The 25,169-nt window shown below is 37.5% G+C and carries 24 protein-coding genes; 6 read left to right on the top strand and 18 right to left on the bottom strand.

Annotated features, from left to right (window positions below):
• From J655_RS14995 to J655_RS14965, 7 genes are all read right to left on the bottom strand, one after another.
• Positions 1-389: beta-ketoacyl synthase N-terminal-like domain-containing protein (locus J655_RS14995; protein WP_032052616.1), on the bottom strand; the 389-nt coding region annotated here is incomplete at its 3' end.
• Positions 390-401: 12 nt separating this feature from the next.
• Positions 402-1,055 (bottom strand): 3-oxoacid CoA-transferase subunit B, encoded by a 654-nt coding sequence (locus J655_RS14990; protein WP_032006418.1) that lies wholly within the window; start codon positions 1,053-1,055, stop codon positions 402-404.
• Positions 1,056-1,073: 18 nt separating this feature from the next.
• Complete coding sequence (locus J655_RS14985) at positions 1,074-1,745, bottom strand: 3-oxoacid CoA-transferase subunit A (protein ID WP_005305950.1); 672 nt, start codon at positions 1,743-1,745, stop codon at positions 1,074-1,076.
• Between the two features lie 340 nt (positions 1,746-2,085).
• The gene (gene ispD / locus J655_RS14980; RefSeq protein WP_032006420.1) at positions 2,086-2,802 is read right to left on the bottom strand and encodes a 2-C-methyl-D-erythritol 4-phosphate cytidylyltransferase; all 717 of its coding nucleotides are present in this window, start codon (positions 2,800-2,802) and stop codon (positions 2,086-2,088) included.
• On the bottom strand, positions 2,768-3,157 hold the full coding sequence (ftsB, locus tag J655_RS14975) for a cell division protein FtsB (protein WP_004643028.1): 390 nt from the start codon (positions 3,155-3,157) through the stop codon (positions 2,768-2,770). Before ftsB ends, ispD begins: the two co-directional genes overlap by 35 nt.
• Before the next feature lie 267 nt (positions 3,158-3,424).
• Entirely contained in the window at positions 3,425-4,378 is a 954-nt protein-coding gene (locus J655_RS14970) for a bifunctional helix-turn-helix transcriptional regulator/GNAT family N-acetyltransferase (protein ID WP_032006421.1), read from the bottom strand.
• A gap of 146 nt (positions 4,379-4,524) precedes the next feature.
• Positions 4,525-6,702: a TonB-dependent siderophore receptor gene (locus tag J655_RS14965; RefSeq protein ID WP_032052614.1), complete on the bottom strand. Its 2,178-nt coding sequence runs from the start codon at positions 6,700-6,702 to the stop codon at positions 4,525-4,527.
• 426 nt (positions 6,703-7,128) lie between these two features.
• Here J655_RS14965 and J655_RS14960 point away from each other — a divergent pair, with 426 nt between their 5' ends.
• Positions 7,129-7,809, top strand: a complete 681-nt coding sequence (locus tag J655_RS14960) for a hypothetical protein (protein ID WP_032006425.1) — start codon at positions 7,129-7,131, stop codon at positions 7,807-7,809.
• Between the two features lie 23 nt (positions 7,810-7,832).
• Here the strand turns inward: J655_RS14960 and J655_RS14955 are convergent, their stop codons facing one another.
• On the bottom strand, positions 7,833-8,210 hold the full coding sequence (locus tag J655_RS14955) for a ParB N-terminal domain-containing protein (RefSeq protein WP_032006426.1): 378 nt from the start codon (positions 8,208-8,210) through the stop codon (positions 7,833-7,835).
• A 322-nt stretch (positions 8,211-8,532) separates the two neighbouring features.
• On the opposite strand from J655_RS14955, the gene J655_RS14950 reads away from it, so the two are divergent.
• Complete coding sequence (locus J655_RS14950) at positions 8,533-9,210, top strand: DUF421 domain-containing protein (protein ID WP_032006428.1); 678 nt, start codon at positions 8,533-8,535, stop codon at positions 9,208-9,210.
• 83 nt (positions 9,211-9,293) lie between these two features.
• Here the strand turns inward: J655_RS14950 and eno are convergent, their stop codons facing one another.
• The 3 genes from eno to J655_RS14935 form a co-directional block, all read right to left on the bottom strand.
• Entirely contained in the window at positions 9,294-10,583 is a 1,290-nt protein-coding gene (eno, locus tag J655_RS14945) for a phosphopyruvate hydratase (RefSeq protein ID WP_002121066.1), read from the bottom strand.
• Between the two features lie 63 nt (positions 10,584-10,646).
• The gene (kdsA, locus tag J655_RS14940) at positions 10,647-11,504 is read right to left on the bottom strand and encodes a 3-deoxy-8-phosphooctulonate synthase (RefSeq protein WP_002121042.1); all 858 of its coding nucleotides are present in this window, start codon (positions 11,502-11,504) and stop codon (positions 10,647-10,649) included.
• 30 nt (positions 11,505-11,534) lie between these two features.
• On the bottom strand, positions 11,535-13,172 hold the full coding sequence (locus J655_RS14935; protein WP_017480995.1) for a CTP synthase: 1,638 nt from the start codon (positions 13,170-13,172) through the stop codon (positions 11,535-11,537).
• 223 nt (positions 13,173-13,395) lie between these two features.
• On the opposite strand from J655_RS14935, the gene J655_RS14930 reads away from it, so the two are divergent.
• Both J655_RS14930 and J655_RS14925 read left to right on the top strand, forming a co-directional pair.
• A complete protein-coding gene (locus tag J655_RS14930; RefSeq protein WP_002121076.1) occupies positions 13,396-13,851 on the top strand; it encodes a hypothetical protein in 456 nt (151 codons plus the stop codon).
• Positions 13,852-14,092: 241 nt separating this feature from the next.
• Positions 14,093-14,938 carry a metal-dependent hydrolase gene (locus J655_RS14925; protein WP_002121049.1) on the top strand — a complete coding sequence of 282 codons (846 nt, stop codon included), beginning with the start codon at positions 14,093-14,095 and terminating at the stop codon, positions 14,936-14,938.
• 63 nt (positions 14,939-15,001) lie between these two features.
• Here J655_RS14925 and J655_RS14920 read toward each other — a convergent pair whose 3' ends face one another.
• The 4 genes from J655_RS14920 to J655_RS14905 form a co-directional block, all read right to left on the bottom strand.
• On the bottom strand, positions 15,002-16,096 hold the full coding sequence (locus J655_RS14920; protein ID WP_032006432.1) for a YheT family hydrolase: 1,095 nt from the start codon (positions 16,094-16,096) through the stop codon (positions 15,002-15,004).
• A 19-nt stretch (positions 16,097-16,115) separates the two neighbouring features.
• Entirely contained in the window at positions 16,116-16,832 is a 717-nt protein-coding gene (locus J655_RS14915) for an SGNH/GDSL hydrolase family protein (protein WP_032006433.1), read from the bottom strand.
• Between the two features lie 38 nt (positions 16,833-16,870).
• A complete protein-coding gene (locus J655_RS14910; RefSeq protein ID WP_032006434.1) occupies positions 16,871-17,278 on the bottom strand; it encodes a nuclear transport factor 2 family protein in 408 nt (135 codons plus the stop codon).
• A gap of 71 nt (positions 17,279-17,349) precedes the next feature.
• Complete coding sequence (locus tag J655_RS14905; protein WP_032042410.1) at positions 17,350-19,374, bottom strand: NADPH-dependent 2,4-dienoyl-CoA reductase; 2,025 nt, start codon at positions 19,372-19,374, stop codon at positions 17,350-17,352.
• Positions 19,375-19,509: 135 nt separating this feature from the next.
• On the opposite strand from J655_RS14905, the gene J655_RS14900 reads away from it, so the two are divergent.
• Positions 19,510-20,070, top strand: a complete 561-nt coding sequence (locus tag J655_RS14900) for a PadR family transcriptional regulator (RefSeq protein ID WP_005069032.1) — start codon at positions 19,510-19,512, stop codon at positions 20,068-20,070.
• Positions 20,071-20,072: 2 nt separating this feature from the next.
• The gene (locus J655_RS14895; protein ID WP_032006438.1) at positions 20,073-20,990 is read left to right on the top strand and encodes an alpha/beta fold hydrolase; all 918 of its coding nucleotides are present in this window, start codon (positions 20,073-20,075) and stop codon (positions 20,988-20,990) included.
• Between the two features lie 48 nt (positions 20,991-21,038).
• On the opposite strand, the gene J655_RS14890 is transcribed toward J655_RS14895, so the two are convergent.
• From J655_RS14890 to clpA, 3 genes are all read right to left on the bottom strand, one after another.
• The gene (locus J655_RS14890; RefSeq protein WP_005069028.1) at positions 21,039-22,094 is read right to left on the bottom strand and encodes a 3-deoxy-7-phosphoheptulonate synthase; all 1,056 of its coding nucleotides are present in this window, start codon (positions 22,092-22,094) and stop codon (positions 21,039-21,041) included.
• 425 nt (positions 22,095-22,519) lie between these two features.
• The gene (locus J655_RS14885) at positions 22,520-22,882 is read right to left on the bottom strand and encodes a YnfA family protein (protein ID WP_032006439.1); all 363 of its coding nucleotides are present in this window, start codon (positions 22,880-22,882) and stop codon (positions 22,520-22,522) included.
• A gap of 3 nt (positions 22,883-22,885) precedes the next feature.
• A complete protein-coding gene (gene clpA, locus J655_RS14880; RefSeq protein WP_032006440.1) occupies positions 22,886-25,162 on the bottom strand; it encodes an ATP-dependent Clp protease ATP-binding subunit ClpA in 2,277 nt (758 codons plus the stop codon).
• Positions 25,163-25,169 lie beyond the last annotated feature (7 nt).

The raw sequence follows: 25,169 nt of genomic DNA, 5'->3' as shown, positions 1-25,169 counted from the left end.
CCCATCACATAAGGTGCGCGGCTCATGCTTTCGACACCACCTGCAATCACCAAGTTTGCTTCACCGGCTTTAATGGCACGGGCAGCAATGGCAATCGCATCGAGTGAAGAACCACACAAACGGTTAATGGTGGTTGCTGGAACCTGATACGGTAAACCAGCAAGCAGTGCTGACATACGGCCGACGTTACGGTTATCTTCACCGGCTTGGTTGGCACAGCCATAGATCACATCATCGACCTGTTCCCAATCTACATTTGGGTTACGTTGGATGAGGGCTTTAATCGGTACAGCGCCCAGGTCATCGGCACGGACAGGTGCAAGACCACCGGCATAACGGCCAAATGGAGTACGGATGGCATCGATGATATAAGCGTTTTTTAATGTCATTTCCCTACTTCCTTACCCTTGAGTCGCATCAATCAAAGTTGCACCAGTCAAAGCCTGTAACTCTTCAAAGCTAAGACCTTCAACTTTCTCAATCACCTTTAAACCATCTTTAGTCACATCAATCACACAAAGATCGGTGTAAATACGGTCAACACAGTGTTTACCCGTAACCGGATAAGTTAGCTCAGCCACAATCTTCGGCTCACCTTGCTTGGTCACATGGTCTGTAGTGATAAATACTTTTTTAGCACCTACAGCCAAATCCATCGCACCACCTACAGCAGGAATCGCATCAGGTGCACCCGTGTGCCAGTTGGCCAAGTCACCATTCGCAGCAACCTGAAATGCACCGAGTACTGCAATATCAAGGTGACCACCACGCATCATGGCAAAGGAGTCGCCATGGTGAAAAAAGCTGCCACCTTCAAGCATGGTCACAAACTCTTTACCCGCATTAATCAATTCAGGGTCTTCTTCACCTGCCGCTGGTGGTGGGCCAAATGCCAACAGGCCATTTTCGGAATGAAGGAAAATATCTTTATCGTTAGGTAAGTAGCTTGCAATCTTGGTTGGCAAACCAATACCCAAGTTCACATAGGCGCCATCTGGAATATCTTGTGCCACACGTTTTGCAATCTGGTCACGGCTGAGTTTCTGGTAGCTCATGTTATTTCTCCTTATTGCTTACTGTGCGGGCTGTACTTGTACAACGTGCTGTACAAAAATACCTGGGGTGATGATGTGCTCTGGATCTAAGCCACCTAGCTCAACCACCTCAGAAACCTGAACAATCGTGACATCAGCAGCCATGGCCATAATCGGGCCAAAGTTACGTGCAGATTTACGGTAAACCAGATTGCCCCAGCGGTCGCCCTTATAAGCTTTAATCAGGGCAAAGTCAGCCTTGATCGGATATTCGAGTACGTAGTCTTTACCATCGATCTGACGGGTTTCTTTGCCTTCAGCTAAAAGTGTTCCAAAGCCAGTTGGGGTAAACACAGCGCCTAGGCCCATACCTGCTGCCTGAATACGACATGCCAGATTACCTTGTGGAACCACTTCAAGCTCGACTTTTCCGGCACGGTACAGCTCATCAAACACATAAGAGTCTGACTGACGTGGGAAAGAGCAGATTACTTTTTTAACCGAACCAGCTTTGAGTAGTTTAGCCAGACCATAATCGCCATTACCGGCGTTATTGCTGACAATTGTTAAATCTTTAATACCCAGTTCAATCAGTCCGTCAATGAGTTCAGCGGGTTGTCCTGCAGTACCAAAACCACCAATCAGAATGGTCGCACCATCTTTAATCTGCGATAGTACCTCGCTAAGAGAGGACTTACTTTTGTCAATCATTAGACAACTCCATTGTGCTCATTCAGGAAGGAATAGATAAGAGATTTAGGCACACAGAGGCAGAATGAACAGATAGATATTTCACTCAATCCCGAGTGTTTCCCTTAGATTTCCTTTTAAACATTCTTGATAATTTTTCTAATTTGATCTAGTTATCAAACCATGGTTTTGTTCGGTATAAATATTTTTTGTTCGATGATCGAACATTATCTAGTATAGTTGTATGATCTTGATAAATCCTAAAACTTATCAATGTAAAAGAATATGAGTGGTTATAAATAGATATGTAGAAAACTTGCTTAGGTGGGCAAATTATCCAAGCAAGTTAAAAATAATAGAATTAAGACTGAGATTGCAGAATCAAACGTGCAAGTTCTAAATCATCGGGATAGGTAATTTTTATATTATCCGAACGACCCATTACGACCTGTACAGTTTCACCCATATACTCGAGTGCACTTGCCTCATCGGTAATAGTGACGTCATTTTCTAAAGCATGTTCAATTGCTTTTTTTAGTTTACCGATTTTAGTAATTTGAGGCGTTTGAGCTTGCCATAATAAATCTCGGCTAACTGTTTTATCAATGTGATTGCCTGACTTAACCTGCTTTAAAGTATCGCGAACAGGAATTGCTAAAATAGCACTCTCATTTGATTCAATTGCATTTGCCACAAGTGCATTTAAACAATCAATGGTTACACAAGGGCGAGCCGCATCATGCACAAGAACCCAATCATTTTCATCGGCAAAATTTAAAAGATGATTTAATGCATTTAAAACTGAATGGACTCGCTCAGCTCCACCAATGCAAAAATGCGCCTTATCTATATTTTGAAATGCTAGAGTCTGAGCAAAGGTATCTTGTGCGCCAATTGCCAAAACATAACCATTTAATGGAAGTTGGCTTATACGGCCAATCGTATGTTCTAAAACAGTCCTATTCTGAATATATTGATACTGCTTCAATTCAGTTTTAGAAAAACGACTTCCTGATCCTGCAGCGGGAATCACTGCCCACAATTTAGTCTGGGATATCTGGGGATGCAGGTGTCTCATTCGTTTCCAAATCAACTTTAGCGTTCGGGTCAATATAAATAGGTTTGTAATGGGTACTGATCGTACTCATTTGAACAAATGTCTCGTGAGGTTTAACCAAACCAAGATCAAGGCGGGCATGTTCTTCTATTGCTTCTGTACCATTTTTCAGGTCAAAAACCTCTGCTGCCAAAATACGGTTTCGTTCTTTAAGCTCTTCATTTACCTCAGCTTGTTGCTGAATTTGTTGCATGAGAGCTTGATGAGGGATATAGCCACCCTCACCTAACCAAAATTGATATTGCAGGATAGCTACTAAAACAATAACAAGTAGCAATATCAGTTTGCTTGAAGTGGATCGAAATACTTCTAACATATCATTAAGATTTTTAATTAAAAACTTTCGTTAAGAGATTGTATTGTATAGTAATTAACAAGTAGCATGCGCAATTCCTGCAAAAATTTAAGCAAAATTATTAATGGGCATATTACTTTAATTGACCATTATGACATGTTTCATTTTGTCAAAAATGAATAGAATTTGAAAGGGAAATAATATTTATAAGTACAACTGTTTATAAATCAATCTACCCACAAAAAATCATTCTAAGCATGAGAAATTTATGCTGAGAAAAGCTTATGGTTAATTTCCATTATTTATCCGTGTAAATTGTTGCTCTAACATGGTGTTGCCCCATTGGTCTCCTTCCCATTCATTCGTGAGTTTAAAACCAAAAGTTTCATAAAGTTTTCTTGCTGCACTAAGGCCACTAAATGTCCATAATTGAACAGCAGAGAATTGTTTTTGATCACAAAAGTTTATTGCTTCTTTTAATAGCTTTTTGCCGATTCCCTGTCCTCGACAATCGTCACTTAAAATAAACCACCGAAGATGAGCCTCGCTATTCCCTAAATCTTCGCCATCAATCGCAACAGAACCCACAATTTTATTATTTTTTATTGCCAACCAAATATTATTAGAGTCTTTATAAAGACGGTTAGAGAACTCAGCTAAATTGGTAGCCACTTTTCCTTCAAAAAAAGGTCCAAAATTATAATTTTCATAATAATAAGTACCATGCATTTCTGCGATTCTGCCAATCATACCTGCGCGGTAGCCACTCACAATTTGAATAGTATTGTTATCTATAAGATCTTTATTATCTCGACAATTTACTAAAGATTCAGCATAGGCTGTCAAACCTTGAGCAATAACAAGTTGTTCATAAGATTTTAATTTTTCAATGGCTTGAATAACTCGCATTTCTCCATAATTATTAATTTTTCTTACAGTTTCCACTCCTTTCGGTGTGAGTTTAATCACTTTTAGTCTAGCATCATTCTTATCTTGTTCCTCTCTAATCTCCCCCGCCTTAATGAGTTTAAGCAACATTCTACTCACACTCGATTTCTCTAAGCCTAAAAGCTGTCCTAATTGTACCGCGGTTAAAGAACCTCTATTTTCAAGTTCAAGTAAAGAATGAACAGCTGACGGAGAATAATCAGTGGCAGCAAGAGTTGAACTCATAAAACCTAATTCACGAACCATAATTCGAGATGAACTACGGATTTCATCAATAATTTTTTGATCAATCATCACTGCACACTCAAAATATAGTTGTATAATACAACCATATTTATAAAAAAGAAGTCAAGATTTTCTTCACTTTTAAAACGAGCTTAAAAAGAATAAAAGCCCTCTTTGGAGGACTTTTATAAATCGTTTACTTATGTGAGTTTAAATCAGAAATTATAACGAACACTCAACGTTGCATTTCGTGGTGTGCCCCAATTCATTGAGTTAGCACCAATACCTTCATAATATTTTTCATCAAAAATATTATCGATATTCAATTGAAGTTTGATATTTTTATCCACTTGATAGCCAAGCATCGCACTTGCTAAAACATATGCATCTTGCTCAATACGAGAGCTTCCACTTCCCGTATAGTATTTACTCTTATAATTTAAACCAAGCCCTGCACTCCATTGATCAAGTTTGTACTTAACAAATAGATTCGAGGTTGTTCGAGAGTTTGTCGTATTAACCTTTGTGCCTTGTGCATCTTTTGCTTCAAAATTAGCAATACCAAAGTTAATACCCCAATTGTCATTAATCTCGCCATCAGCTTCAAACTCAAAACCTTTACTTTCAACCCCATCTACAGCGCGATAGGCCTGTTCTGTAGTTTGTGTACCATTACGGACAATAAATACTCCCGGTATCGATTCAGCAAAATTAGATTGTTCTATTCGGAATACTGACAATGCTGTATTTAAACGCCCTCCAAACCATTCGCTCTTTAAGCCAGCCTCATAACTCTTACCAGTAATCGGATCTATATATTGATCATTTATATCTTTACGTTCTTGAGGTTTAAAAATTTCTGTATAACTTGCATACACAGAATGATCTTGGGCAAAATCATAAATAGCGCCAACATATGGTGCTAATTCATTGTTAAATTCACGGTTACCTTTATCATTTTCAGACTTATATTCCCAGTTAGATAAACGTGCACCAGCAATAATTTTCAAAGGATCCAAAATCTGAAATTTTCCAGCAATATAAGCGGCAGTTTGTGTGGTTTCATTTAGCGCATTTTTACCGTTTAAAACAACAGGCTGAAGCAACTCTTGAGCCATATCATTATAGTTAAATGGTCCACCTAAATATTTCTCAATGTCTTGGTTTGTGTTAGATCCACCAAAAATATCTTTTGTCTTTTCATTCTTATTCCACGATCCACCAATAATAATTTCTTGTGGACGATTAAAAATCGTAAATGGAGCATTGATAAAAACATCAATATTGTTTTCTTCATTTGCAGCTTTTGCACCATATACTGAGACATTATCCTTGCCCTCTTCATTTTTTAATGGACTGGTATTGGTTGCCTTGTCTACTTTTCCAGCTGTATACAACAACATAGAAGCTGTATCTTCTTTACGGAAGGTATAAGCAATATTTAAATTAACGTCATTAAATAAATTATGCTTTAAATTTGCAAATACTGCCGTTGTATTTACATCCCAATAGGTCCAAGGTGCACTTACTGTTAAGCTTCTGGAAAAATTGGTACGAGTCCCATCAGTATAAAAAGCAGGTGTACCGCCCCAACGAATACCATCACGATGTAACTCTTGATAAGTTGCACCAAGCGACATGCTTGTTTTATCACTTAAGTCATAATCAACCGCACCATAAAATACATTGCGTTCTTTCTCATAGAAATCCATAAATGATTTTTCATCAGAATGTTTTACAAACATGCGGCCACGCAATGATCCATCTGCATTAAGTGGCGTGGAAACATCTGCTGAGCTATTCCAAGAGTTCCACGAGCCTAAAGATGTGCTGACATTACCAGTGAGTTCTTTTGAGTTTGCATGTTTCCGAATCATGTTCAGCGCCATTGCTGGGTTTCCCGCACCTGTGGTTAGTCCATTGGCACCCTTTACGACTTCGACACGATCATAAATATCTAAATCTAAATCTCCAGTGCCTAAGTTTGTAGTACTAGGTATTCCATCAATTAAGTAATAATCCACCTCAAAACCACGTGCATACACTCTTTGGCGCTCATCGGTACGTGAGGTTGAAACACCCGTAATATTATTCATTAAATCTTGAAAGGAATCGATTTTTCGATCATCTAAATATTCACGGGTTAAAACTTTGACTGATTGAGGAGTTTCACGAAGAGATAAATTTAATTTTGTAGAAGTATTTGTGCGTTTTGCTGTATAGCTCCCGGAACCTTCAGTAACGGCCGGATTTTCTTGTTCTGCTTGTACTTTTATCGTTGCTAAAGTGGTTGTTTCGGTTTGTTCTGCATAAACAAATGAAGGTACCGTTAAAGCCATAGAAAGTGCTAAAGGGCGAACTCTAAATGCTTTTCTAAAGGGCGGATTGTACATAAGAAAATTCCATAATAACCAATGTGCTGAACCATATTTTTAGCCTTCCACTACCTTATTCCTTGTTACACAGTAGTAAAAGTTCGGCACAAAAATTAACACGAATAATAATTGTTATCAACTTTAAGTTAATAATTATTCTTATTTGTTTAATTTAAATTGCCAATTTATCATTGCATTAAAGAATCGCTATCCACGACATCAAAATTTGGATTTCTAACAGATTGAGTGTTGATCTTGTTGAAGTATAATGCTGAAACCACAGGCTTTATATTATTGATTCAAAAATATATAAACCAATTTTCAAATTCAAATTGACTGTTGAACTGCTCATGAACATGAGAAATAAAAAACTACACAGTATTTTCTTTTATATTTTATTATTCTTCATAAATCTCATGAAAGAGAATAAAGGTATAAACTGTAGTGCACAAAATTTTAGCGTTTTCTTTAGTAAGCTTAGGTTTAAGCGCTTGTGATCACCCTACTGATGATAGCCCTTCAAAAATAATTAATATGGAGAGCAATCATAAACAATATACACCTGCTAACCCTTATATATTTGAATATAATGATATTGTTTACAGTCTAAAAGCTGAGCAGCCACAAGATACTTCCCATAGAAAATTTAAAAACTTATTAAAAAAAATTCCCTCTAATGATAATAATTTAGATATTTTAAAAACCAAACGCAAGGTACTTATTCACTTAGGTTGCCTTAAAGAAGCATATATAGTTACCGAAAAAATTTTAAATAAAACAGATAGTTCACAACTACAAGAGATGCAATGTATTTTCTTAAGAAAAATGAAAAAAGATGCTCATGAAATAAAAGCATGTTATGAAAAAATGGCTCATAGCTATTTAAACGAAATAAATTTAATTCCAAAGGCAGCCATACGATATCAATATGCACTGTGGGGCCATTATGCAGCGATGTTTCATGCGGGACATATAGAATATAAAGATAAACTCCAAGAAATCGTTGATTATCATAACATTGAAGATCATAAACAAACATATCAACAAATGTATGAAAATATACTGAATCCAAATGTTTTTCAAAAACGTTTAGACGCTATTCCCTACAGTCCTGATTGCCACTGAATCATATTCGCAATTATTTATAATTAATCATCGTAGCTCAGTTCATCCTCCTCAACATTGATATAATCTGGTTGAGGGTCTTTATCAAATTGTACAGCACGTATTTTAAACTTACCTAAAATTTTCGCCTTTCCTACTCTATGCATACCATCCATTATCCTGCCCTGTGAGCATATTATTATTGGATAAGACAAATCTGCTTCTTGAATTAATATCATATGATCAATGATATCTTGAGTAGTGGGATGAGAATCTGGATACCAGTATGGTTCATTTAATTCTTTTATTTCTGATAGCAAAATTTCTTTTACTTTAAAATTTCTAGTTAATTCTACTAAATTATCTACATCCCAAATATAAGTATCATTTTCAACTTTTCTAAAATGATATTGCTTTCTCATCATATAAAATTCGCTTAAAATACAATAATATTAAAATATATCATATACATATTAAGACCAAACATTTTAAAAATTGACAAACTAAATTTAGTCCATACAGATCAAAATTTTTATCTTATTTGATAACTTTAAAATCATTTTTTTTAGTGTTATTTCTACGATTGAAGCTTCAACTATATGTTTATTTTAATAGTAGAATTTATACAAAATCACATAAAGTTCGATTTTTTAACCAACAACTACTTAAAAAGTATATTTTTTCTATTTTTAATTTGCTAAGAATTTTATAAAGACTTCATATACCTATTAAAAAGGAGAAAAAATGGATTTTTTTAATATTTTCATAGGTGACACGACTTGGACCTTTATTTTAGAAATCTTGGTTCGATGCTTTCTTATGTTTATCATTATTATTAGTTTTTTGAGACTATCAGGTAAACGTGGTGTTCGCCAACTCTCCCTTTTTGAACTCGCAATTATTTTATGTTTAGGCTCGGCTGCTGGTGATCCAATGTTTACCAAGGACTTACCTATTTCTCATGCTTTTGTCGTATTTATCGTTATTCTTTTTCTCTATCGTCTTGTAACTTGGGCGATGGTGAAACATAAAAAAATTGAAGACTTATTGGAAGGAAGAGCTCTCTGTGTAGTCAAAGATGGACTTTTGGTTTACAAAGATTTCCAGAAACAATCATATTCACATGATGAGTTTTTCTCAGAAATGCGCCAACAAAATGTTGAACATTTAGGTCAAGTAAGAACAGCTTTATTGGAGTCTGACGGTATCTTGAGTTTACTTTACTATGAAGATGAAGAGGTAAAATGGGGACTCCCCCTATTCCCTGATGCCTACCGTAAAGCCGATGTACTGAAACTGAATACTTTTTATTCATGTATGAAGTGTGGTGAAACTAAAATTTTAAATAAAATCGATCAAGAATGTACCCGCTGCAAACATCACAGTTGGGCTGAGTCTTTAAAAACACGCCGATTAGGATAATAAAAAAGGTGCTATTTCCTATTAAAAACAGGAAATAGCACCTTCAAATGTTAAAAAATTAATTTTAACTTTTTATTTAAAGATTAGTTTAAACCTTTAAACTCAGCTTTACCGCGGTAAGCAGCTTTAGTCAATTCTTCAATACGAAGTAATTGGTTGTACTTAGACACACGGTCAGAACGACAAAGTGAACCAGTCTTGATTTGACCAGCAGCTGTACCTACTGCTAAGTCAGCAATAGTAGAATCTTCTGTTTCACCAGAACGGTGAGAAATAACAGTCGAATAACCATTTGCTTTAGCAAGATAGATTGCATCTAAAGTTTCAGTCAAAGTACCGATCTGGTTGTATTTGATTAAGATTGAGTTACCAACTTTTTCATCAATACCACGTTGTAAAATCTTAGGATTAGTTACGAACAAGTCATCACCAACCAATTGGATTTTATCACCAAGGATTGAAGTCAAGTAGCTCCAGCCTTCCCAATCAGACTCATCAAGACCATCTTCGATTGAGATAATTGGATATTGATTTACAAGGCCAGCTAAATAATCTGCAAACTGATGACTTGTAAATGCACGGTTACCTTCACCTTCTAAAACGTATTGACCGTTTTTGTAGAATTCTGAAGATGCGCAGTCAAGTGCAAGCATCATGTCTGAACCAGCTTTGTAACCAGTCAATTCAATTGCTTGTAAAATGATTTGAATTGCTTCTTCGTTAGAACGTAAGTTAGGAGCAAAACCACCTTCATCACCTACAGCAGTATTCAAACCTTGTTTCTTTAAAACTGATTTTAAAGAATGGAATACTTCAGCACCAGCACGTAAAGCTTCGGCAAATGAAGTGAAACCTACAGGCTCAATCATGAACTCTTGAATATCAACAGTGTTGTCCGCATGCTCACCACCATTTAAGATGTTCATCATCGGTACAGGCATTGTCAAAATTGTTTGACCACGAAGATCTGCGATGTATTGGAAAAGAGGAAGTTTCTTTTCTTCAGCAGCAGCGCGCGCAGCAGCCAATGACACAGCTAAAGTTGCGTTAGCACCTAATTTCTCTTTGTTTTCAGTACCGTCAAGCGCGATCATTGTATTATCAATGTCTTTTTGCTCAAAAACTGATTTACCCAACAAAGCATCACGAATCAACGTATTAACGTTATTAACTGCTGTACGAACGCCTTTACCTAAGTAACGCGATTTATCACCGTCACGTAGTTCTAAAGCTTCACGAGAACCAGTTGAAGCACCAGATGGTGCACATGCACGACCAACAACCCCAGATTCTAAAATTACGTCTGCTTCGATGGTTGGGTTACCACGAGAGTCCAAAATTTCACGTGCACGAATGTCAACGATTTGGCTCATGAACAATTCCTCTTTGAATGAATATGAGCTGCGGTTAAAGCAGCGTAAGGGTTATAAAACAACTCAATGGGTGTCTAACTTTTTGAATCCTTTAACTAAAGTATCCAATTCTTTTATTTGTGCCAAGAACGGTTCAAGTTGCGACATACGTAATGCACAAGGTCCATCGCATTTTGCATGTTCTGGATCTGGGTGTCCTTCCAAGAACAATCCAGCCAAACCAGTTGCCATTCCAGCGCGTGCTAAAGTTGTAATTTGAGCACGACGACCACCTGCTGAGTCAGAACGACCACCAGGGGTTTGTAACGCATGTGTCACGTCAAAGAAAACTGGCACATTCATTTCTTTCATTGTGTCAAAGCCAAGCATATCTACAACAAGATTGTTATAACCAAATGCTGAACCACGTTCACAAAGAATAAGTTTGTCGTTTCCTGCTTCTAAACATTTGTGCAGGATATGGCGCATTTCATGAGGTGCTAAAAACTGGGCTTTCTTAATATTAATAATAGCCTGTGTTTTCGCCATCGCCTCGACAAGATCAGTCTGACGACTTAAGAAAGCGGGTAATTGAATAATATCGGCTACTTCTGCAACTGGTGCAGCCTGATATGGCTCGTGCACATCAGTAATGATAGGAACATTAAAATGTTTTTTAATATCACCTAACCATTCGATACCTTTTTCAAGTCCAGGACCACGGAATGAATGCAGACTAGAACGATTTGCTTTATCGAAACTCGCTTTAAATACATAAGGAATATCTAAGCGTTTGCAAATATCAACATACGTTTCTGCAATTTCAAAAGCTAAATCTTTTGATTCAAGTACGTTCATTCCGCCAAATAATACAAATGGCAAATGATTTGCCATTTGTATATCGCCTAAACGTACAACTTCTTGTGGTTTTAATTGTGACATTTAAACTTTCCCAGTTTATTTAAAATCGCATTATTTACTTTTTTGATGCTGTGTTTTTGCAGCGTCAATAAAACTAGCAAATAATGGATGTCCATCACGTGGTGAACTTGTAAATTCCGGGTGGAATTGTACAGCAATAAACCAAGGATGTTCAGGAATTTCTACAGTTTCAACTAAATGTTGTGCTGAAGAGTAACCTGAAATCTTCATACCAGCTTGTTCAATCGACTCAATGAAACGGTTATTCATTTCATAACGGTGACGATGACGCTCAGTGATTTCAGCTTTACCGTAGACTTCACGTGTTTTTGTGCCTTCAACCAATTCAGATTTTTGAGCACCTAAACGCATAGTTCCACCTAGGTCAGACTCAAGGCTGCGTTGTTGTAATTCACCGCGCTCATCTAACCATTCAGTAATTAAACCAATGAGTGGATATTTTGTAGAACGGTTAAATTCTGTAGAAGAAGCTTCTGGCATACCTGCAACATGGCGAGCGTATTCAATAACAGCCAATTGCATGCCTAAACAAATACCCAAGAATGGGATTTTGTTTTCACGTGCGTATTGAATAGCTCTCATTTTGCCTTCAGTACCACGTTCACCAAAACCACCTGGAACTAAAATTGCGTCAGCTGTACTTAAAATAGATACGTCTTGGCTTTCAAGTTCTTCAGCGTTGACATAATCAATTTGTACTTTTACGCGATTTTTAATACCTGCGTGTAATAACGCTTCATTCACAGACTTATAAGCATCTGGTAATTCAACATATTTACCAACCATAGCTACACGTAAAGTGTATTCAGGATTTAGTAATGCTTCGACTACATTATCCCAATCTTCTAGGTTTGCTTCTGGAAGATCATTAAATCCAAAACGCTCACAGATCAAGTCATCAACGTTTTGTTCATAGAATGTACGTGGAATTTGATAAATCGTTTTCGCATCCTTACATACCACTACAGCACGCGCTTCTACGTTAGTGAACAATGCAATTTTGCGTTTAGTGTCAACATCCACATCATATTCAGTACGGCAGATAAGAATATCTGGCTGAATACCAATCGAAAGCAACTCTTTTACAGAGTGTTGAGTTGGTTTTGTCTTAAGCTCTGCTGCAGATTTGATATATGGCAACAAAGTTAAATGCATAAGCATGGTTCTTTTATGACCAAGCTCAACCATTAACTGACGAACTGACTCCATAAATGGAAGTGATTCGATATCACCTACCGTACCGCCAATTTCTACGATAGCAACATCGTAGCCTTCACCTGCGCGAAGTACGCGTTCTTTAATGTTGTCAGTAATATGAGGAATAACTTGAACTGTACCACCAAGATAGTCACCACGACGTTCTTTATTTAAAACGTCCTGATATACACGACCACTGGTAAAGTTATTAAGTTTGGTCATTTTCGCACGACGTAAGAAACGTTCGTAATAACCCAAGTCTAGATCAGTTTCGGCACCATCCTCTGTGACAAAAACTTCACCATGTTGGAAAGGGCTCATTGTCCCTGGATCGACATTAATGTAGGGATCCATTTTAACCATTGTGACTTTTAAGCCACGGGCTTCCAAAAGTGCAGCAACTGAAGCAGCAGAAATACCTTTACCTAGCGATGAAACTACACCACCAGTGACAAAAATAAAATGGGTCATTAAGTTTCTCGTACAATCAAGCCGAAATCGGCCTACAATGTTTGGCAATTTTACTGTACTCTGCCCCTATAAAGCAAAGTCAAACCGCATCAATTCAAAGATCATTAAACAACTGGCTATTCTATCAGCATTTTTAATAAAAATTTAGGTCAATCTCACATGATTTTTTCATTCTCTTTTGCTGTTATAATGCCAGCTCCTCAATTAAATGTTGTTTAGGACAATGGCAAATAAAAAACTTTTAATCTGTGCTGCAATTGCTGCTGGACTATTGTTAACCGCATGTGTCAAAAAAGAAACACCTAAAGAAGAAGAGCAAGAAAAGGTTGAAACTGCTGTTTCAGAACCTACACCTGCTGAACCTGCAAAATTTGAGTCTCTAGAAAGTGTTCAAACTGAAGAAGCTCAAACTCAGGAACCAACGCAAGTTGAGGTGCATCACGAAGAAACAGCAAATACAACAACTGAAATTCGCCGTGAAACTCGCCCTGCCCAAGCTGAGCAAAATTCACAAACAAATGTTTCTGAGCAACCTAAAGCAGAACCAAAGCCAAAACCTGAACCTAAGCCTGAACCAAAAGCAGAGCCAAAACCATCTAAACCAGCTGAACCAGCTCAAAGTGAAGATGATGCTGTTGCTGCTGCAATTGCGGCTGCTACTCCAGCGCTTAAGAATTAAGTTCGTATGCGAATATGCCCAAATTGAACCATCAGTTTGGGCTTTTTAAATATTATTTAAGTTATCAACACAATAATAAGTTTTACTTTTCTTTCTATTTATCTTTAAAGTTTTCTTAGTTATCAATTAGGGACAATCTACTTTTTCTGCTTAAAAAAGCATTGACGATAGATATATGGCAATGTAGTTTTCTATCAAGTTCCTTTTTGGAACTTAAATTAAAAGAAGATTGGAGCCTAGAATGAATACAGTATCAAATCGTGTCCCCGCCTCATTTCCAGTCCGTCGTATGGACTACAATTTTGAAAACGTACCTCGCTACTGGTGTAATAACGAGCCCACTTTTACACATTATTTTACTGGTTTATCTACATTGTTCCCTGAAGGTGAATCATATTTCGTTCGCTCTGTTCGAGCTTTACGCGCCAAAGCAAAGTCAAATGAAATTTTAGATCGGGAAATCAGTGCGTTTATTGGCCAAGAAGCAATGCACTCAAAAGAACATCATGCTTTTCATGTAAGTGCACAGCAATATGGTTTAGATCCTCAATCTTTAGAAAAAGTAACTGGCATCGTTTTAAAAGCTATTGAAAAAGTTTTTAGTAAAAAATGGAATTTGCTTGTAACAGTAGGTCTAGAACATTACACAGCAGTACTTGTGGTTAGTATGATGCAATCCGTTAATGAATTGATGACAGACTCGACTATTCGCAATTTATGGCTATGGCATAGTATTGAAGAAACTGAACATAAAGCTGTGGCCTTTGATCTCTATCAACATTTATATGGAAGCGGCTTAAGTGCATATCTTCCTCGCATTACAGTCTTTACTTTAAGTCTATTTTTAATTACAGGCTTTTCAACAATCTATCAATTTGTTCTTATGAAACGGGATCATCAACTTTTAAATTTCAAATCTTGGCGTAAGTTCTTTAGTTTTGCAAATAAACAATATAGAACATTGATCCCCCAATTTTTTGATTATTATCGCTTTGACTTTCATCCCAACCAAACAGATGAAAAAGACCTCGTGGCTAGCACAAAAATCAAAATTGGACTAAAAGATCCCAAATTGCTTTTATCTTGATCTAATAAAATTATAAAGCCCATCTATTGAATGGGCTTTATTTAACTTATCGCAAAGTTACCGTTATTGTTTATGCTCAACCATAAAATAATTTGATATTAATTTGGCAGCCCATGAGGTACTTTTCCAACCTTCGTAGAAGCCACAATGACTTCCTTTTTTTGTGGTGATTACCGCAATATTACTCATTTGCTGAATCGTTTCTTTGTAAGGTTCCAAATTTTTAATAGAACAGACTGGATCATCCTCAGCATTAAGAATCATTAATGGTATTTTTACATTCTCAAATACATAAATTGGATTAATGGCTTGGCAATAACTTTGATAATCCTCAAAGCCAGCCATTTCAAAATATTCTTTTTCAAACTCTTCCAGACTTGTGGTCGCCAGAACTTTTTCAATAGAAGAAAGTTGGTTCCATGTATTTTGATACGGATGAATAAAATATTTGAATAACTTTTTGGTCATCATTTTGCTATAAAACGGATGAACATTTTTAAAGCCAATCTCTGTGTTGTAGCCCGGACACATTGCAAAGGCAGCTTTAAATGGCGTGTCAGTACCTTGCTCTCCTAAGTAGCGAACCAGTAGACCTGTCCCAGCAGAAGAACCTACTGCGTATAAATCCGATTTAGGAAACAAATTTTGAATATGCTCAAGTTGCTCTTTAAGATCGCTTGTTGACCCAAAAAGAGAAATCTGTGGCACAGGCATAGGTAATCCAGCATGCCCACGGCGTAAGCATAGTGCTATTCTCCATCCCGTATAATGATGTATGTCTTTCACAAGTTCACGCATACTTTCAGGTGTTCCTGTAATGGTATGCATAATGACAACTGTTGGAGTATCTGGAGGAAGATCATAGCCATACCACGCGATCGCAGTTACGCCACCATCTTTCATGGTGAGCTGATCAATACGATCGTATTCAAGCTTAATGGTTTTTTTTCTGATAATATCAAAATATAAAAGATGCACGTGATTGTTGCTTAACCACGGTGTGGGCCGATATTTTTGCTTGAGCTGGGGCAATTTCTCCAGAATATCTTTTATTTTCCCATTTGGGTCATAATAGATTTTTGGTTGCTCGGCACCTAATACCGAATCGAACAATTCTGAACCGAAAGCTTTAATTTTATTTAAAGTAGATATGCCCATTTCCAATCACTACCTCTGATTATGAGTTAAATGATTGCCGCACTAATGCTGCAACCTGTTGTCCCCAAATTGCATAAATTTCTTTACTCGGATGAAAGCCATCACTTGCCATAGGCAGATTCATCGCTTGAAAATGCTCAATATCATATTGAATGAACTTAAATTGGTTTTGTGATTCTAACCATTTATCTAGTACTTGATTCATTTGTTCCGCATATTTTCCAAACAACCAAGCCAATGGATTTGGTAACGCTGGAAAATGCTGCATTGGTGGAATACCAGAAACAATAATGAGCTTAGGCTGAAAACGTGCCTGTATAGATTGAAATAATTGTTTTTGTTGTTTTATCCATGAACTTGCTGAGGTTAGTTTCGTGACATCATTAACACCAATCGACGTAACCACCACATCGTAATTTTGTTGCTCTAAATGCTGTACTGCTTGAAAAACCTGCTTAGTTGTATCACCTGTTTTTGCATGCAGTTTCCAGCGTATCGAATATTGATCTTGCAACTCAGAAATAATTACACCAGATAAAGCATCTTTTTGGGTTTCTACCCCAACACCTGCTGCGGCAGAGTCTCCTAAAATAAGTAATGATAGAGGTCTTCCCTTGCCAACGATGCCTTGTCTCTCACCACTGGCTTCTAGCAAACGTGGCGTATTCTTACGAACCTTTGTTCCCTGTACAAACAGTACTGGAAGCAATGCTAGAGTTGAAAGCTTTAACCACATTTTATTGATCTCTATCTTACTTAGGCTATTTACTAAAATTATTGAGGTTGAAACTTAGCAATTCTTATACCCATTTGTTCAGCCAATGCAGCTAAGCCACTCATTGGACGTATCATTACTTCAAAATCAATAATTTTGCCTTGTTCATTAAAACGAATCATATCAATACCTTTTAATGATTTACCACTGACATTAGCACTGAACTCAAGCACTACATTTTCACCGTCTTCTGTATAAAACTCACGATGATAGCTAAAGTCTTCGAACACCTGAATCACATTGGTAAGAATAAAGAAAACGACCTGCTTTCCTTCATAAGGTTTGTAAGCAACTGGTGAACGAAAAACCACTTCATCCGCCAGCAAGTCATTTAGATCGGATAAGTTACCAGCCTGAACCATTTCATGCCATTTTTCTAAAGACTGTTTTGTTGTTTCGAGTGTCATTGTTTTTTATATCCTATAATTTAACCAAAGAAGTAATGGGCATTTCTCTTTAAAAAAATGCCCATAAAAATTTATAGTGTCGCTGCTAATTCAGCCCCTTGGCGTATTGCACGTTTTGCATCTAGTTCCCCCGCCTCTTTAGCACCACCAATTAAATGAACTTTTTTTCCATCTGTTTTTAATTGATCATACATTGCAGTAAATGACTCTTGGCCTGCGCAAATCACCACATGGTCAACCTCAAGTACACTTGGTTTTCCATCTATAGTTATATGTAAGCCTTGATCGTCTACCTTGTCGTATTGCACACCAGCAAACATTTTGACCTGACGATTTTTTAGTCCTGTACGATGAATCCAGCCTGTTGTTTTACCTAAACCAGCACCTACAGCAGCAGTTTTACGCTGTAGTAAATAAATTTCTCGTTCAGATGCCTCAACTCTTGGCTGTTTTAAACCACCCACATGCTCATATTGAGTATCGATTCCCCACTCTTCATAGAACTTTTCTGGATTTAAACTGCCACTTTCACCTTCGTGAGTAAGATATTCAGCTGTGTCGAAACCAATACCACCTGCACCAATAATGGCAACACGTTGGCCTACTGGCACACGCTCTTTTAGAACTTGTAAATAGCTCAGCACTTTAGGATGATCAATTCCCTCAAACTGTAATTGACGAGGTGTTACACCTGTTGCAACCACAATTTCATCAAAATTTGCTTGGCTTAATTCTTCGTAAGTTGCTTGATGGTTTAACACAAGTTCAATATTTGGTCGCAATTCAATTTGACGACTAAAGTAGCGTAAAGTTTCGTAGAACTCTTCTTTTCCAGGAACTGTTTTTGCAATATTAAACTGACCACCAATTTGATGACTTGCTTCAAAAATTTTAACTTGATGTCCGCGATCAGCTGCATATACTGCAAAACTTAAACCTGCCGGACCTGCGCCAATAACAGCGATACTCTTTTTCACCTGAGCTTCTTTAAAGATCAGTTCAGTTTCATAACATGCACGCGGGTTTACTAAACAAGTTGCAATTTTCATTGAGAAAATATGATCTAAACAAGCTTGGTTGCACCCAATACACGTATTAATTTCATCACTACGGCCTTGACTTGCTTTCAAGACAAATTCAGCATCCGCTAACATTGGTCGTGCCATAGACACCATATCAGCATGACCAGATGCCAATACATGTTCAGCCATTTCAGGCGTATTAATTCGGTTAGAAGTAATTAAAGGGATAGAGACTTCACCTTTAAGTTTTTCAGTCACCCAAGTAAATGCAGCACGAGGAACTTTGGTTGCAATTGTAGGAATACGTGCCTCATGCCAGCCAATACCTGTATTGATAATTGTTGCGCCTGCTTTTTCAATTTCTTTTGCAAGCTGAATCACTTCATCAAAACTTGAACCGCCTTCAACTAAATCAAGCATAGATAAACGATAAATAATGATAAAATTTTCACCAACTAAAGCACGTGTGCGCTTTACAATTTCAATTGGAAAGCGGATACGATTTTCGTAACTACCACCCCATTCATCATCACGATGATTCGTTCGAGCTGCAATAAATTCATTAATTAAATAACCTTCAGAGCCCATGATTTCTACGCCATCATAGCCCGCATACTGAGCAAGTTTGGCGCAGTTAGCAAAGTCATCAATGGTTTGTTGTACTTCGGCAGAACTTAAAGCTTTAGGCTTAATCGGGTTAATAGGGGCTTGAATTGCTGAAGGCGCAACGTTATTTGCCTGATAAGAATAACGACCCGTATGTAAAATCTGCATAGCAATTTTACCCCCAGCTTCATGGACAGCTTGGGTAATCACTTTATGTTTTTCAGCTTCTTCAACTGTATCTAGTTTGGTCCCGTGGCTAAATACAACACCATCATCATTTGGAGAAACACCGCCAGTTACAATTAAACCCACATCACCTTTTGCACGCTCAGCATAAAACGCAGCCATGCGCTCATATCCTTGCGGTGCTTCTTCTAATCCAATGTGCATCGACCCCATAAGCACACGGTTTTTTAAAGTAGTAAAGCCTAAATCAAGTGGCTTTAATAAATGTGGATAAGCTGACATATTTTCTCCTATGGCTAGCAATAAGCTTGCTAATGCAACTTGTTGCATAAATTTATAATCAAATTTTGACTTTTATGCAACATGTTGCATAATCTTATGAGTCACACTTTACTTTTGCTTACAAACTGGATTGCCATGTCACTTCCTCATGTTTTATTGACCAGCTTGCTTGAACGTCCAAGTACAGGGTTTGAACTCGCCCGCCGCTTTGACCGCTCAATGGGCTTTTTCTGGAATGCCACTCACCAGCAAATTTATCGTGAACTCAATAACATGCTTAAAAAAGGCTGGGTTTCCACTTTAGAAAATGAAATGGATAATGGCCGAAAAAAAACCTATCAGGTCGAACAACTGGGTCGTATAGAACTGGCTTCATGGATGACGCAACAAAGTGAACCTGCGCAGCTTCGTGATGATTTAATGGTTAGATTGCGTGCAGAAGCACAATTGAGCAATAATCAGATATTACCTGAACTGTTAAGGCATCTTGGTTTACATCAAGAGAAGCTCAAACTTTATCAAAGTATTTATGATAAAGATTTTAAAGACAGTGATGATCTAAATGACCGTGTGTTATACATCCACAAAATGATCTTAGAGCTTGGAATTACGATGGAAAGTGAATGGATCAAATGGTTGGAACAAGTCATCCCTCAATTAAAACGCTTTGCCCAAGATAACCCATCTGGAGAATAGCCATGCCGTATTACACCATGCCCGATCGGGAAAATTTATTTGTACGCCGTGTTGGTCGTGGTGAGCCTGTTTTGGTTTTATCTGGCCTTGGCATGCAAAGTTGGCAGTGGCTACCGTTTATTTATGCAAACCGCAAAGAATATGAGTTTATTATTCCAGACTGGCGTGGTTTCGGTGGATCAAAGAATTGTGCAATTCCCGAGCAAGATGCCATTTCTAGTCATTGGCAAGATGTTGCTCATTTAATAGATCAATTAAAACTCGATAACTTTATCTTGATGGGTTACTCAATGGGCGCAACAACTGCCATGCATGGCATGAAACATGCGCAACTGGCACAGCAGTTAAAAGCCTATTTACATATTGATCAGACACCAAAAATATCAGTAGATTCAACTTGGGAATATGGTTTATTCGGCCCTCTTCACACCCAGTTCAAACAATTATTAAATGATATTTATCAATTATTGCTAAAGCATAAAAACGCCAAATATCTTTATGAGCTATCACTTCCAGATCGACAAGAACTAGTCCGTCTATGGGTAGATTTTATTGAGTTACAAAGTAGCAATCCATTTAGTCCACTAGTTTTTAAAACAGCTTTAAAACAGCCTTTTCTACAAAAATATTTATTACCTATTCAACGTTTAGATTACTTGTTTTGGTATGTTGAAAACTATCTTTATCACAATGAAGATTATCGAGAAGCAATTCAGCAGTTAGCATGTCCTACCACTTTCTTTATTGGTCGCAATTCGACACTTTATCCAGAAACTGGTCAGACACTGATTGCACATAGCGTTGAGCATGCAAAAGCAATATATTTTGAACGTTCAGGCCATACACCTTTATTAACCGAACCCAAAAAGTTTGGGCATGAAATCACCACATTCTTATCAGAACTAAAATGTGCTTCTTAAAAAATAAAGGGATCTATTTATAGATCCCTTTTTAAAATCTAAAAATAATTAAGCGGAATGAGCTAATTCTTTTGTCTTTAATTGCTTCGAGACATTTAATAAAAGCTGCTCTGTTTTTTCCCACCCTAAACAACCATCAGTTACTGACTGGCCATAAGTCATATCACAAGAAATCTTTTGGTTACCATCAACCAAATGACTTTCAATCATGACACCTCGAACTTGTGTTTTTAAACGTTCAGCAACGATTTGCTGTAAAACTTCTGGCTGACGCAATGGATCCTTACCGCTGTTACCATGACTACAATCAATCACCAGTGCAGGTAAATTCTGTTTGTATTTTTCGCGTATCGCCTGAATTGAAGCCAAATCGTAATTTGGCCCATGATTCGCACCACGCAAGATCAAGTGAGGTAATGGATTTCCGGCACTCTGAATCACTGAAGGCAAGCCTTGTTGATTCATTCCTAAAAATTGATGTTCATTTTGCGCGGATTGAATCGCATCTAGTGCAATCTGAATAGAACCATCAGTACCATTCTTGAAACCAATACTGTATGGCATATGACTTGAGATTTCACGGTGAATCTGAGATTCGCTTGTGCGAGCTCCAATTGCGCCCCAAGCCAATAAATCATCAAAATAGCCAGTTGCCATTGGACTTAAAATTTCACTCGCAATTGGCAAACCCTTTTCAATAATCTGTAGGTAGAGTTCACGAGACTTTTCTAAACCAAGTTGTAAATTTGATGAGCCATCTAAATTTGGATCATACATGAACCCCTTCCAACCAACAGTGGTACGTGGTTTTTCAATGTATGTACGCATCACGATAAAAATCTGATCTTTAACTTTTTCTTGTAATTTTTGCAGTTTTTCAGCGTATTCAAGTACTGCAACTGGATCATGAATTGAACAAGGCCCTGTAATTACCATTAGACGATGATCGTTGCCGTTAAGAATATTTTGAATAATTTGGCGGTGTTCGGCAATTTGACGTGCGAAAGAGTGTGCAAGCGGGTATTTCGCTTTTAACTGGATAGGTAAACTAACTGGTGTTTCTTTTGTATTGGTTTGAGTCAATAAAGTATTTAGGGCATTCATTGGTTTTTTCCTTGGGACTGCAATCTACTCAGTCCGATCATTTATTTGAGCGTTTTGGATCTATTCGTTGGTAAAGGTAAGCAAAAGTAAAACCAATAAAAGTTGCTAAAGTACGAATAAGTCATGTTGTTCATTTTAAGTTCCTCGATTCTAAAAAGATAAAGCATAAAAAAACCTGATCGGGGTTGCCGATCAGGTATTAACTGTGATGGGCAACTTTCTCATGCCCGAATACGCTCAGGCAACTATCTAAATTGCCAAAAGTAATAGTAAGCGTTAGTGTTCACAGATTGATTTAACATCTTTATCTCAAATATTAAAAAATGTTCCTTAAATCTAAAATACGCATTGTTGATGAGTTTGACAAGTCTTTTTTTTGAAAAAAACTTCTTATTTTCTCGCTTAAGATTTGATTCAATGATGCATTAACGAATCAACCCTTGAGGTTGCAAAATAATTAAACCAGCTCCACAAAGCACAATTAAACCACCTAATATATCCCATCTTGTTAATCCCACCTGATCAACAAAGCGTAGCCACATAAGCGCAGTAAAAATATAGATACCGCCATAGGCAGCATAAATGCGCCCAGAAGCTGCCGGATGTAGGGTCAACAACCATACAAAGATAGCTAGACTTAAGGCTGTAGGTATCCACAACCAAGCTGACTTACCTTCTTTTAAAATCAGATAAGGAAAATAACAACCCAGAATTTCAGCAATTGCTGTGATAATAAATAACCCGAACACACTGAGTATTCGGGTTATAGCAAGACTATCAATTAACATAATTTACGCAGGTTCTGCCGTATGATGATCTTCAAACACTTCAAGTTTCAAGCCGACAGCTTTGCCATCTTCTTTTTTCACTGATACAGCCACATTACCACCATGATCTGCAAGCTCACCAAACAGAATCATTTCAGCGAGTGGTTTCTTCAAGTGTTCTTGAATGAGACGTTGCATTGGACGGGCACCCATCAAACGATCATAACCGTTTGTTGCCAACCAATCTCGTGCACTTTGATCAACATCAAGAACAACTTGTTTTTCATCTAATTGTGCTTGCAATTCTGTTAAGAATTTGTCGACTACAGACTCAATCACAGTAGTTGGTAATGCTTTGAATTGAATAACGCCATCTAGACGGTTACGGAATTCTGGTGAGAAAGCACGTTTCATCGCCTCTTGGTTATCAGAACTATGATCTTGTTCCGTGAAACCAATGCTCGCGCGAGAAATACTTTCTGCTCCAATATTCGTAGTCAGAACAATAATCACATTTCTAAAGTCTGACTTACGTCCATTATTATCCGTTAAAGCGCCATGATCCATGATTTGTAGCAATAGATTAAACACATCTGGATGTGCTTTTTCAATTTCATCAAGCAACAAGACACAATGCGGATTTTTGTGAATCGCATCAGTAAGCAAACCACCTTGGTCATAACCCACATACCCTGGCGGTGCACCAATTAAGCGTGAAACTGCATGACGTTCCATATATTCAGACATATCGAAACGTACAAGCTCTACACCCAATAATTTAGCGAGTTGCTTAGTAACCTCAGTTTTACCTACACCTGTTGGACCAGCAAAAACAAAACTACCCACTGGTTTATCTGGTGACTTCAATCCAGCACGAGATAACTTGATCGCTGAGCCTAATGCAGTAATTGCTTCATCTTGACCAAACACCACACGTTTCAAATCACGCTCAAGATTTTCAAGCACTGACTTATCATCTTTAGACACAGTTTTTGGTGGAATACGAGCAATCTTAGAAACGATATCTTCGATATTCTCTACAGTAATCAAGCTATCATCACTTTCAGCTTTCAAACGGCGTTGAGCACCTGCTTCATCAATGACATCAATTGCCTTATCTGGCAAGAAACGATCATTAATGAACTTAGCAGAAAGCTCTACAGCTGATACCAAAGCCTTATCGTCATATTGTACGTGGTGAAAATCTTCAAACTTAGTTTTCAATCCACGTAAAATATCAATCGTTTCCGAAATACTTGGCTCATTAACATCAATTTTTTGGAAACGACGTGATAACGCATGGTCTTTTTCAAAAACCTGACGATATTCTTGGAAAGTCGTTGAACCAATACAACGTAAAGTACCATTAGCTAAAGCTGGCTTAATAAGATTTGAAGCATCCATTGTGCTGCCCATACTTGAGCCTGCACCAATGATCATATGAATCTCATCAATGAATAAAATTGCATTTGTATTTTTCTTCAATGCATTAAGCAACTGTTTTAAACGTTTTTCAAAGTCACCACGATATTTAGTTCCAGCAACTAATGCACCAATGTCCAGACTATAAATTTCAGCCTGACTTAAAGGTTTAGGTGCTTTACCATTCACAATTAACCATGCCAAACCCTCGGCAATCGAGGTTTTACCTACTCCTGGATCACCTACAAGCAATGGATTGTTTTTGCGACGGCGGCACAGAATTTGTGCTGTACGCTCAATTTCTTTTTCACGACCAATCAGTGGGTCCGTTTTGCCTTTTTGCGCTTCAACATTTAGATTCAGCGTATAAAGCTCAAGTGGCCCTGCATTGCTTGCGCTAGTTTCACCTTCAATATCTTCAACTTCTTCTTCAACTTGTACTTCGTCTTTACGTGTCCCATGAGACAAGTATTGAGTCAATGTCAAGCGATTGATTTGATGACGTTTAAGTAAATACACAGCAAAAGAATCACGCTCTGAATACATTGCGACCAAAACATCTGCACCCTCAACAGTACGATCGCCGCCACTTGATTGCACGTGAAAAATAGCACGTTGCAAAATGCGGTCGAAACTTTCTGTTGGATGAGGCGCTTGCTCGCTATTTTCGCCAAGCTTAGGAGTATGTTGTTCTACATATTCTTCTAATTCTTTACGCAAAGAAACTATATCAGCCCCGCATGCTTTTAATGCATTCACGGCTGAATCGTTGTCGAGTAGTGCTAATAATAAATGTTCAACTGTAAGAAACTCATGTCTCTTTTGACGAGCCATGCTAACAGCCAAACGTAATGATACTTCTAATTGACGACTGAGCATGTAACCC

It is taken from the genome of Acinetobacter sp. 1294243 (assembly GCF_000588015.1).
GTDB classification, from domain to species: domain Bacteria; phylum Pseudomonadota; class Gammaproteobacteria; order Pseudomonadales; family Moraxellaceae; genus Acinetobacter; species Acinetobacter pittii.
Note: the sequence above shows the minus strand (reverse complement) of the source record. Positions and strands in the feature narration are given on the sequence as shown.

What these genes read in the sequence shown, in the direction of transcription:
- J655_RS14970 (WP_032006421.1), bottom strand. Translation starts at nt 4,378, where the DNA reads ATGATTGATCAAAAAATTATTGATGAAATCCGTAGTTCATCTCGAATT.
- J655_RS14910 (WP_032006434.1), bottom strand. Translation starts at nt 17,278, where the DNA reads ATGACACTCGAAACAACAAAACAGTCTTTAGAAAAATGGCATGAAATG.
- J655_RS14950 (WP_032006428.1), top strand. Translation starts at nt 8,533, where the DNA reads ATGGATTTTTTTAATATTTTCATAGGTGACACGACTTGGACCTTTATT.
- ftsB (WP_004643028.1), bottom strand. Translation starts at nt 3,157, where the DNA reads ATGTTAGAAGTATTTCGATCCACTTCAAGCAAACTGATATTGCTACTT.
- ispD (WP_032006420.1), bottom strand. Translation starts at nt 2,802, where the DNA reads ATGAGACACCTGCATCCCCAGATATCCCAGACTAAATTGTGGGCAGTG.
- J655_RS14985 (WP_005305950.1), bottom strand. Translation starts at nt 1,745, where the DNA reads ATGATTGACAAAAGTAAGTCCTCTCTTAGCGAGGTACTATCGCAGATT.
- J655_RS14900 (WP_005069032.1), top strand. Translation starts at nt 19,510, where the DNA reads ATGTCACTTCCTCATGTTTTATTGACCAGCTTGCTTGAACGTCCAAGT.
- J655_RS14965 (WP_032052614.1), bottom strand. Translation starts at nt 6,702, where the DNA reads ATGTACAATCCGCCCTTTAGAAAAGCATTTAGAGTTCGCCCTTTAGCA.
- J655_RS14920 (WP_032006432.1), bottom strand. Translation starts at nt 16,096, where the DNA reads ATGGGCATATCTACTTTAAATAAAATTAAAGCTTTCGGTTCAGAATTG.
- J655_RS14895 (WP_032006438.1), top strand. Translation starts at nt 20,073, where the DNA reads ATGCCGTATTACACCATGCCCGATCGGGAAAATTTATTTGTACGCCGT.
- eno (WP_002121066.1), bottom strand. Translation starts at nt 10,583, where the DNA reads ATGAGCCAAATCGTTGACATTCGTGCACGTGAAATTTTGGACTCTCGT.
- J655_RS14885 (WP_032006439.1), bottom strand. Translation starts at nt 22,882, where the DNA reads ATGTTAATTGATAGTCTTGCTATAACCCGAATACTCAGTGTGTTCGGG.
- J655_RS14935 (WP_017480995.1), bottom strand. Translation starts at nt 13,172, where the DNA reads ATGACCCATTTTATTTTTGTCACTGGTGGTGTAGTTTCATCGCTAGGT.
- J655_RS14925 (WP_002121049.1), top strand. Translation starts at nt 14,093, where the DNA reads ATGAATACAGTATCAAATCGTGTCCCCGCCTCATTTCCAGTCCGTCGT.
- J655_RS14915 (WP_032006433.1), bottom strand. Translation starts at nt 16,832, where the DNA reads ATGTGGTTAAAGCTTTCAACTCTAGCATTGCTTCCAGTACTGTTTGTA.
- J655_RS14990 (WP_032006418.1), bottom strand. Translation starts at nt 1,055, where the DNA reads ATGAGCTACCAGAAACTCAGCCGTGACCAGATTGCAAAACGTGTGGCA.
- J655_RS14890 (WP_005069028.1), bottom strand. Translation starts at nt 22,094, where the DNA reads ATGAATGCCCTAAATACTTTATTGACTCAAACCAATACAAAAGAAACA.
- J655_RS14905 (WP_032042410.1), bottom strand. Translation starts at nt 19,374, where the DNA reads ATGTCAGCTTATCCACATTTATTAAAGCCACTTGATTTAGGCTTTACT.
- kdsA (WP_002121042.1), bottom strand. Translation starts at nt 11,504, where the DNA reads ATGTCACAATTAAAACCACAAGAAGTTGTACGTTTAGGCGATATACAA.
- J655_RS14930 (WP_002121076.1), top strand. Translation starts at nt 13,396, where the DNA reads ATGGCAAATAAAAAACTTTTAATCTGTGCTGCAATTGCTGCTGGACTA.
- J655_RS14955 (WP_032006426.1), bottom strand. Translation starts at nt 8,210, where the DNA reads ATGAGAAAGCAATATCATTTTAGAAAAGTTGAAAATGATACTTATATT.
- clpA (WP_032006440.1), bottom strand. Translation starts at nt 25,162, where the DNA reads ATGCTCAGTCGTCAATTAGAAGTATCATTACGTTTGGCTGTTAGCATG.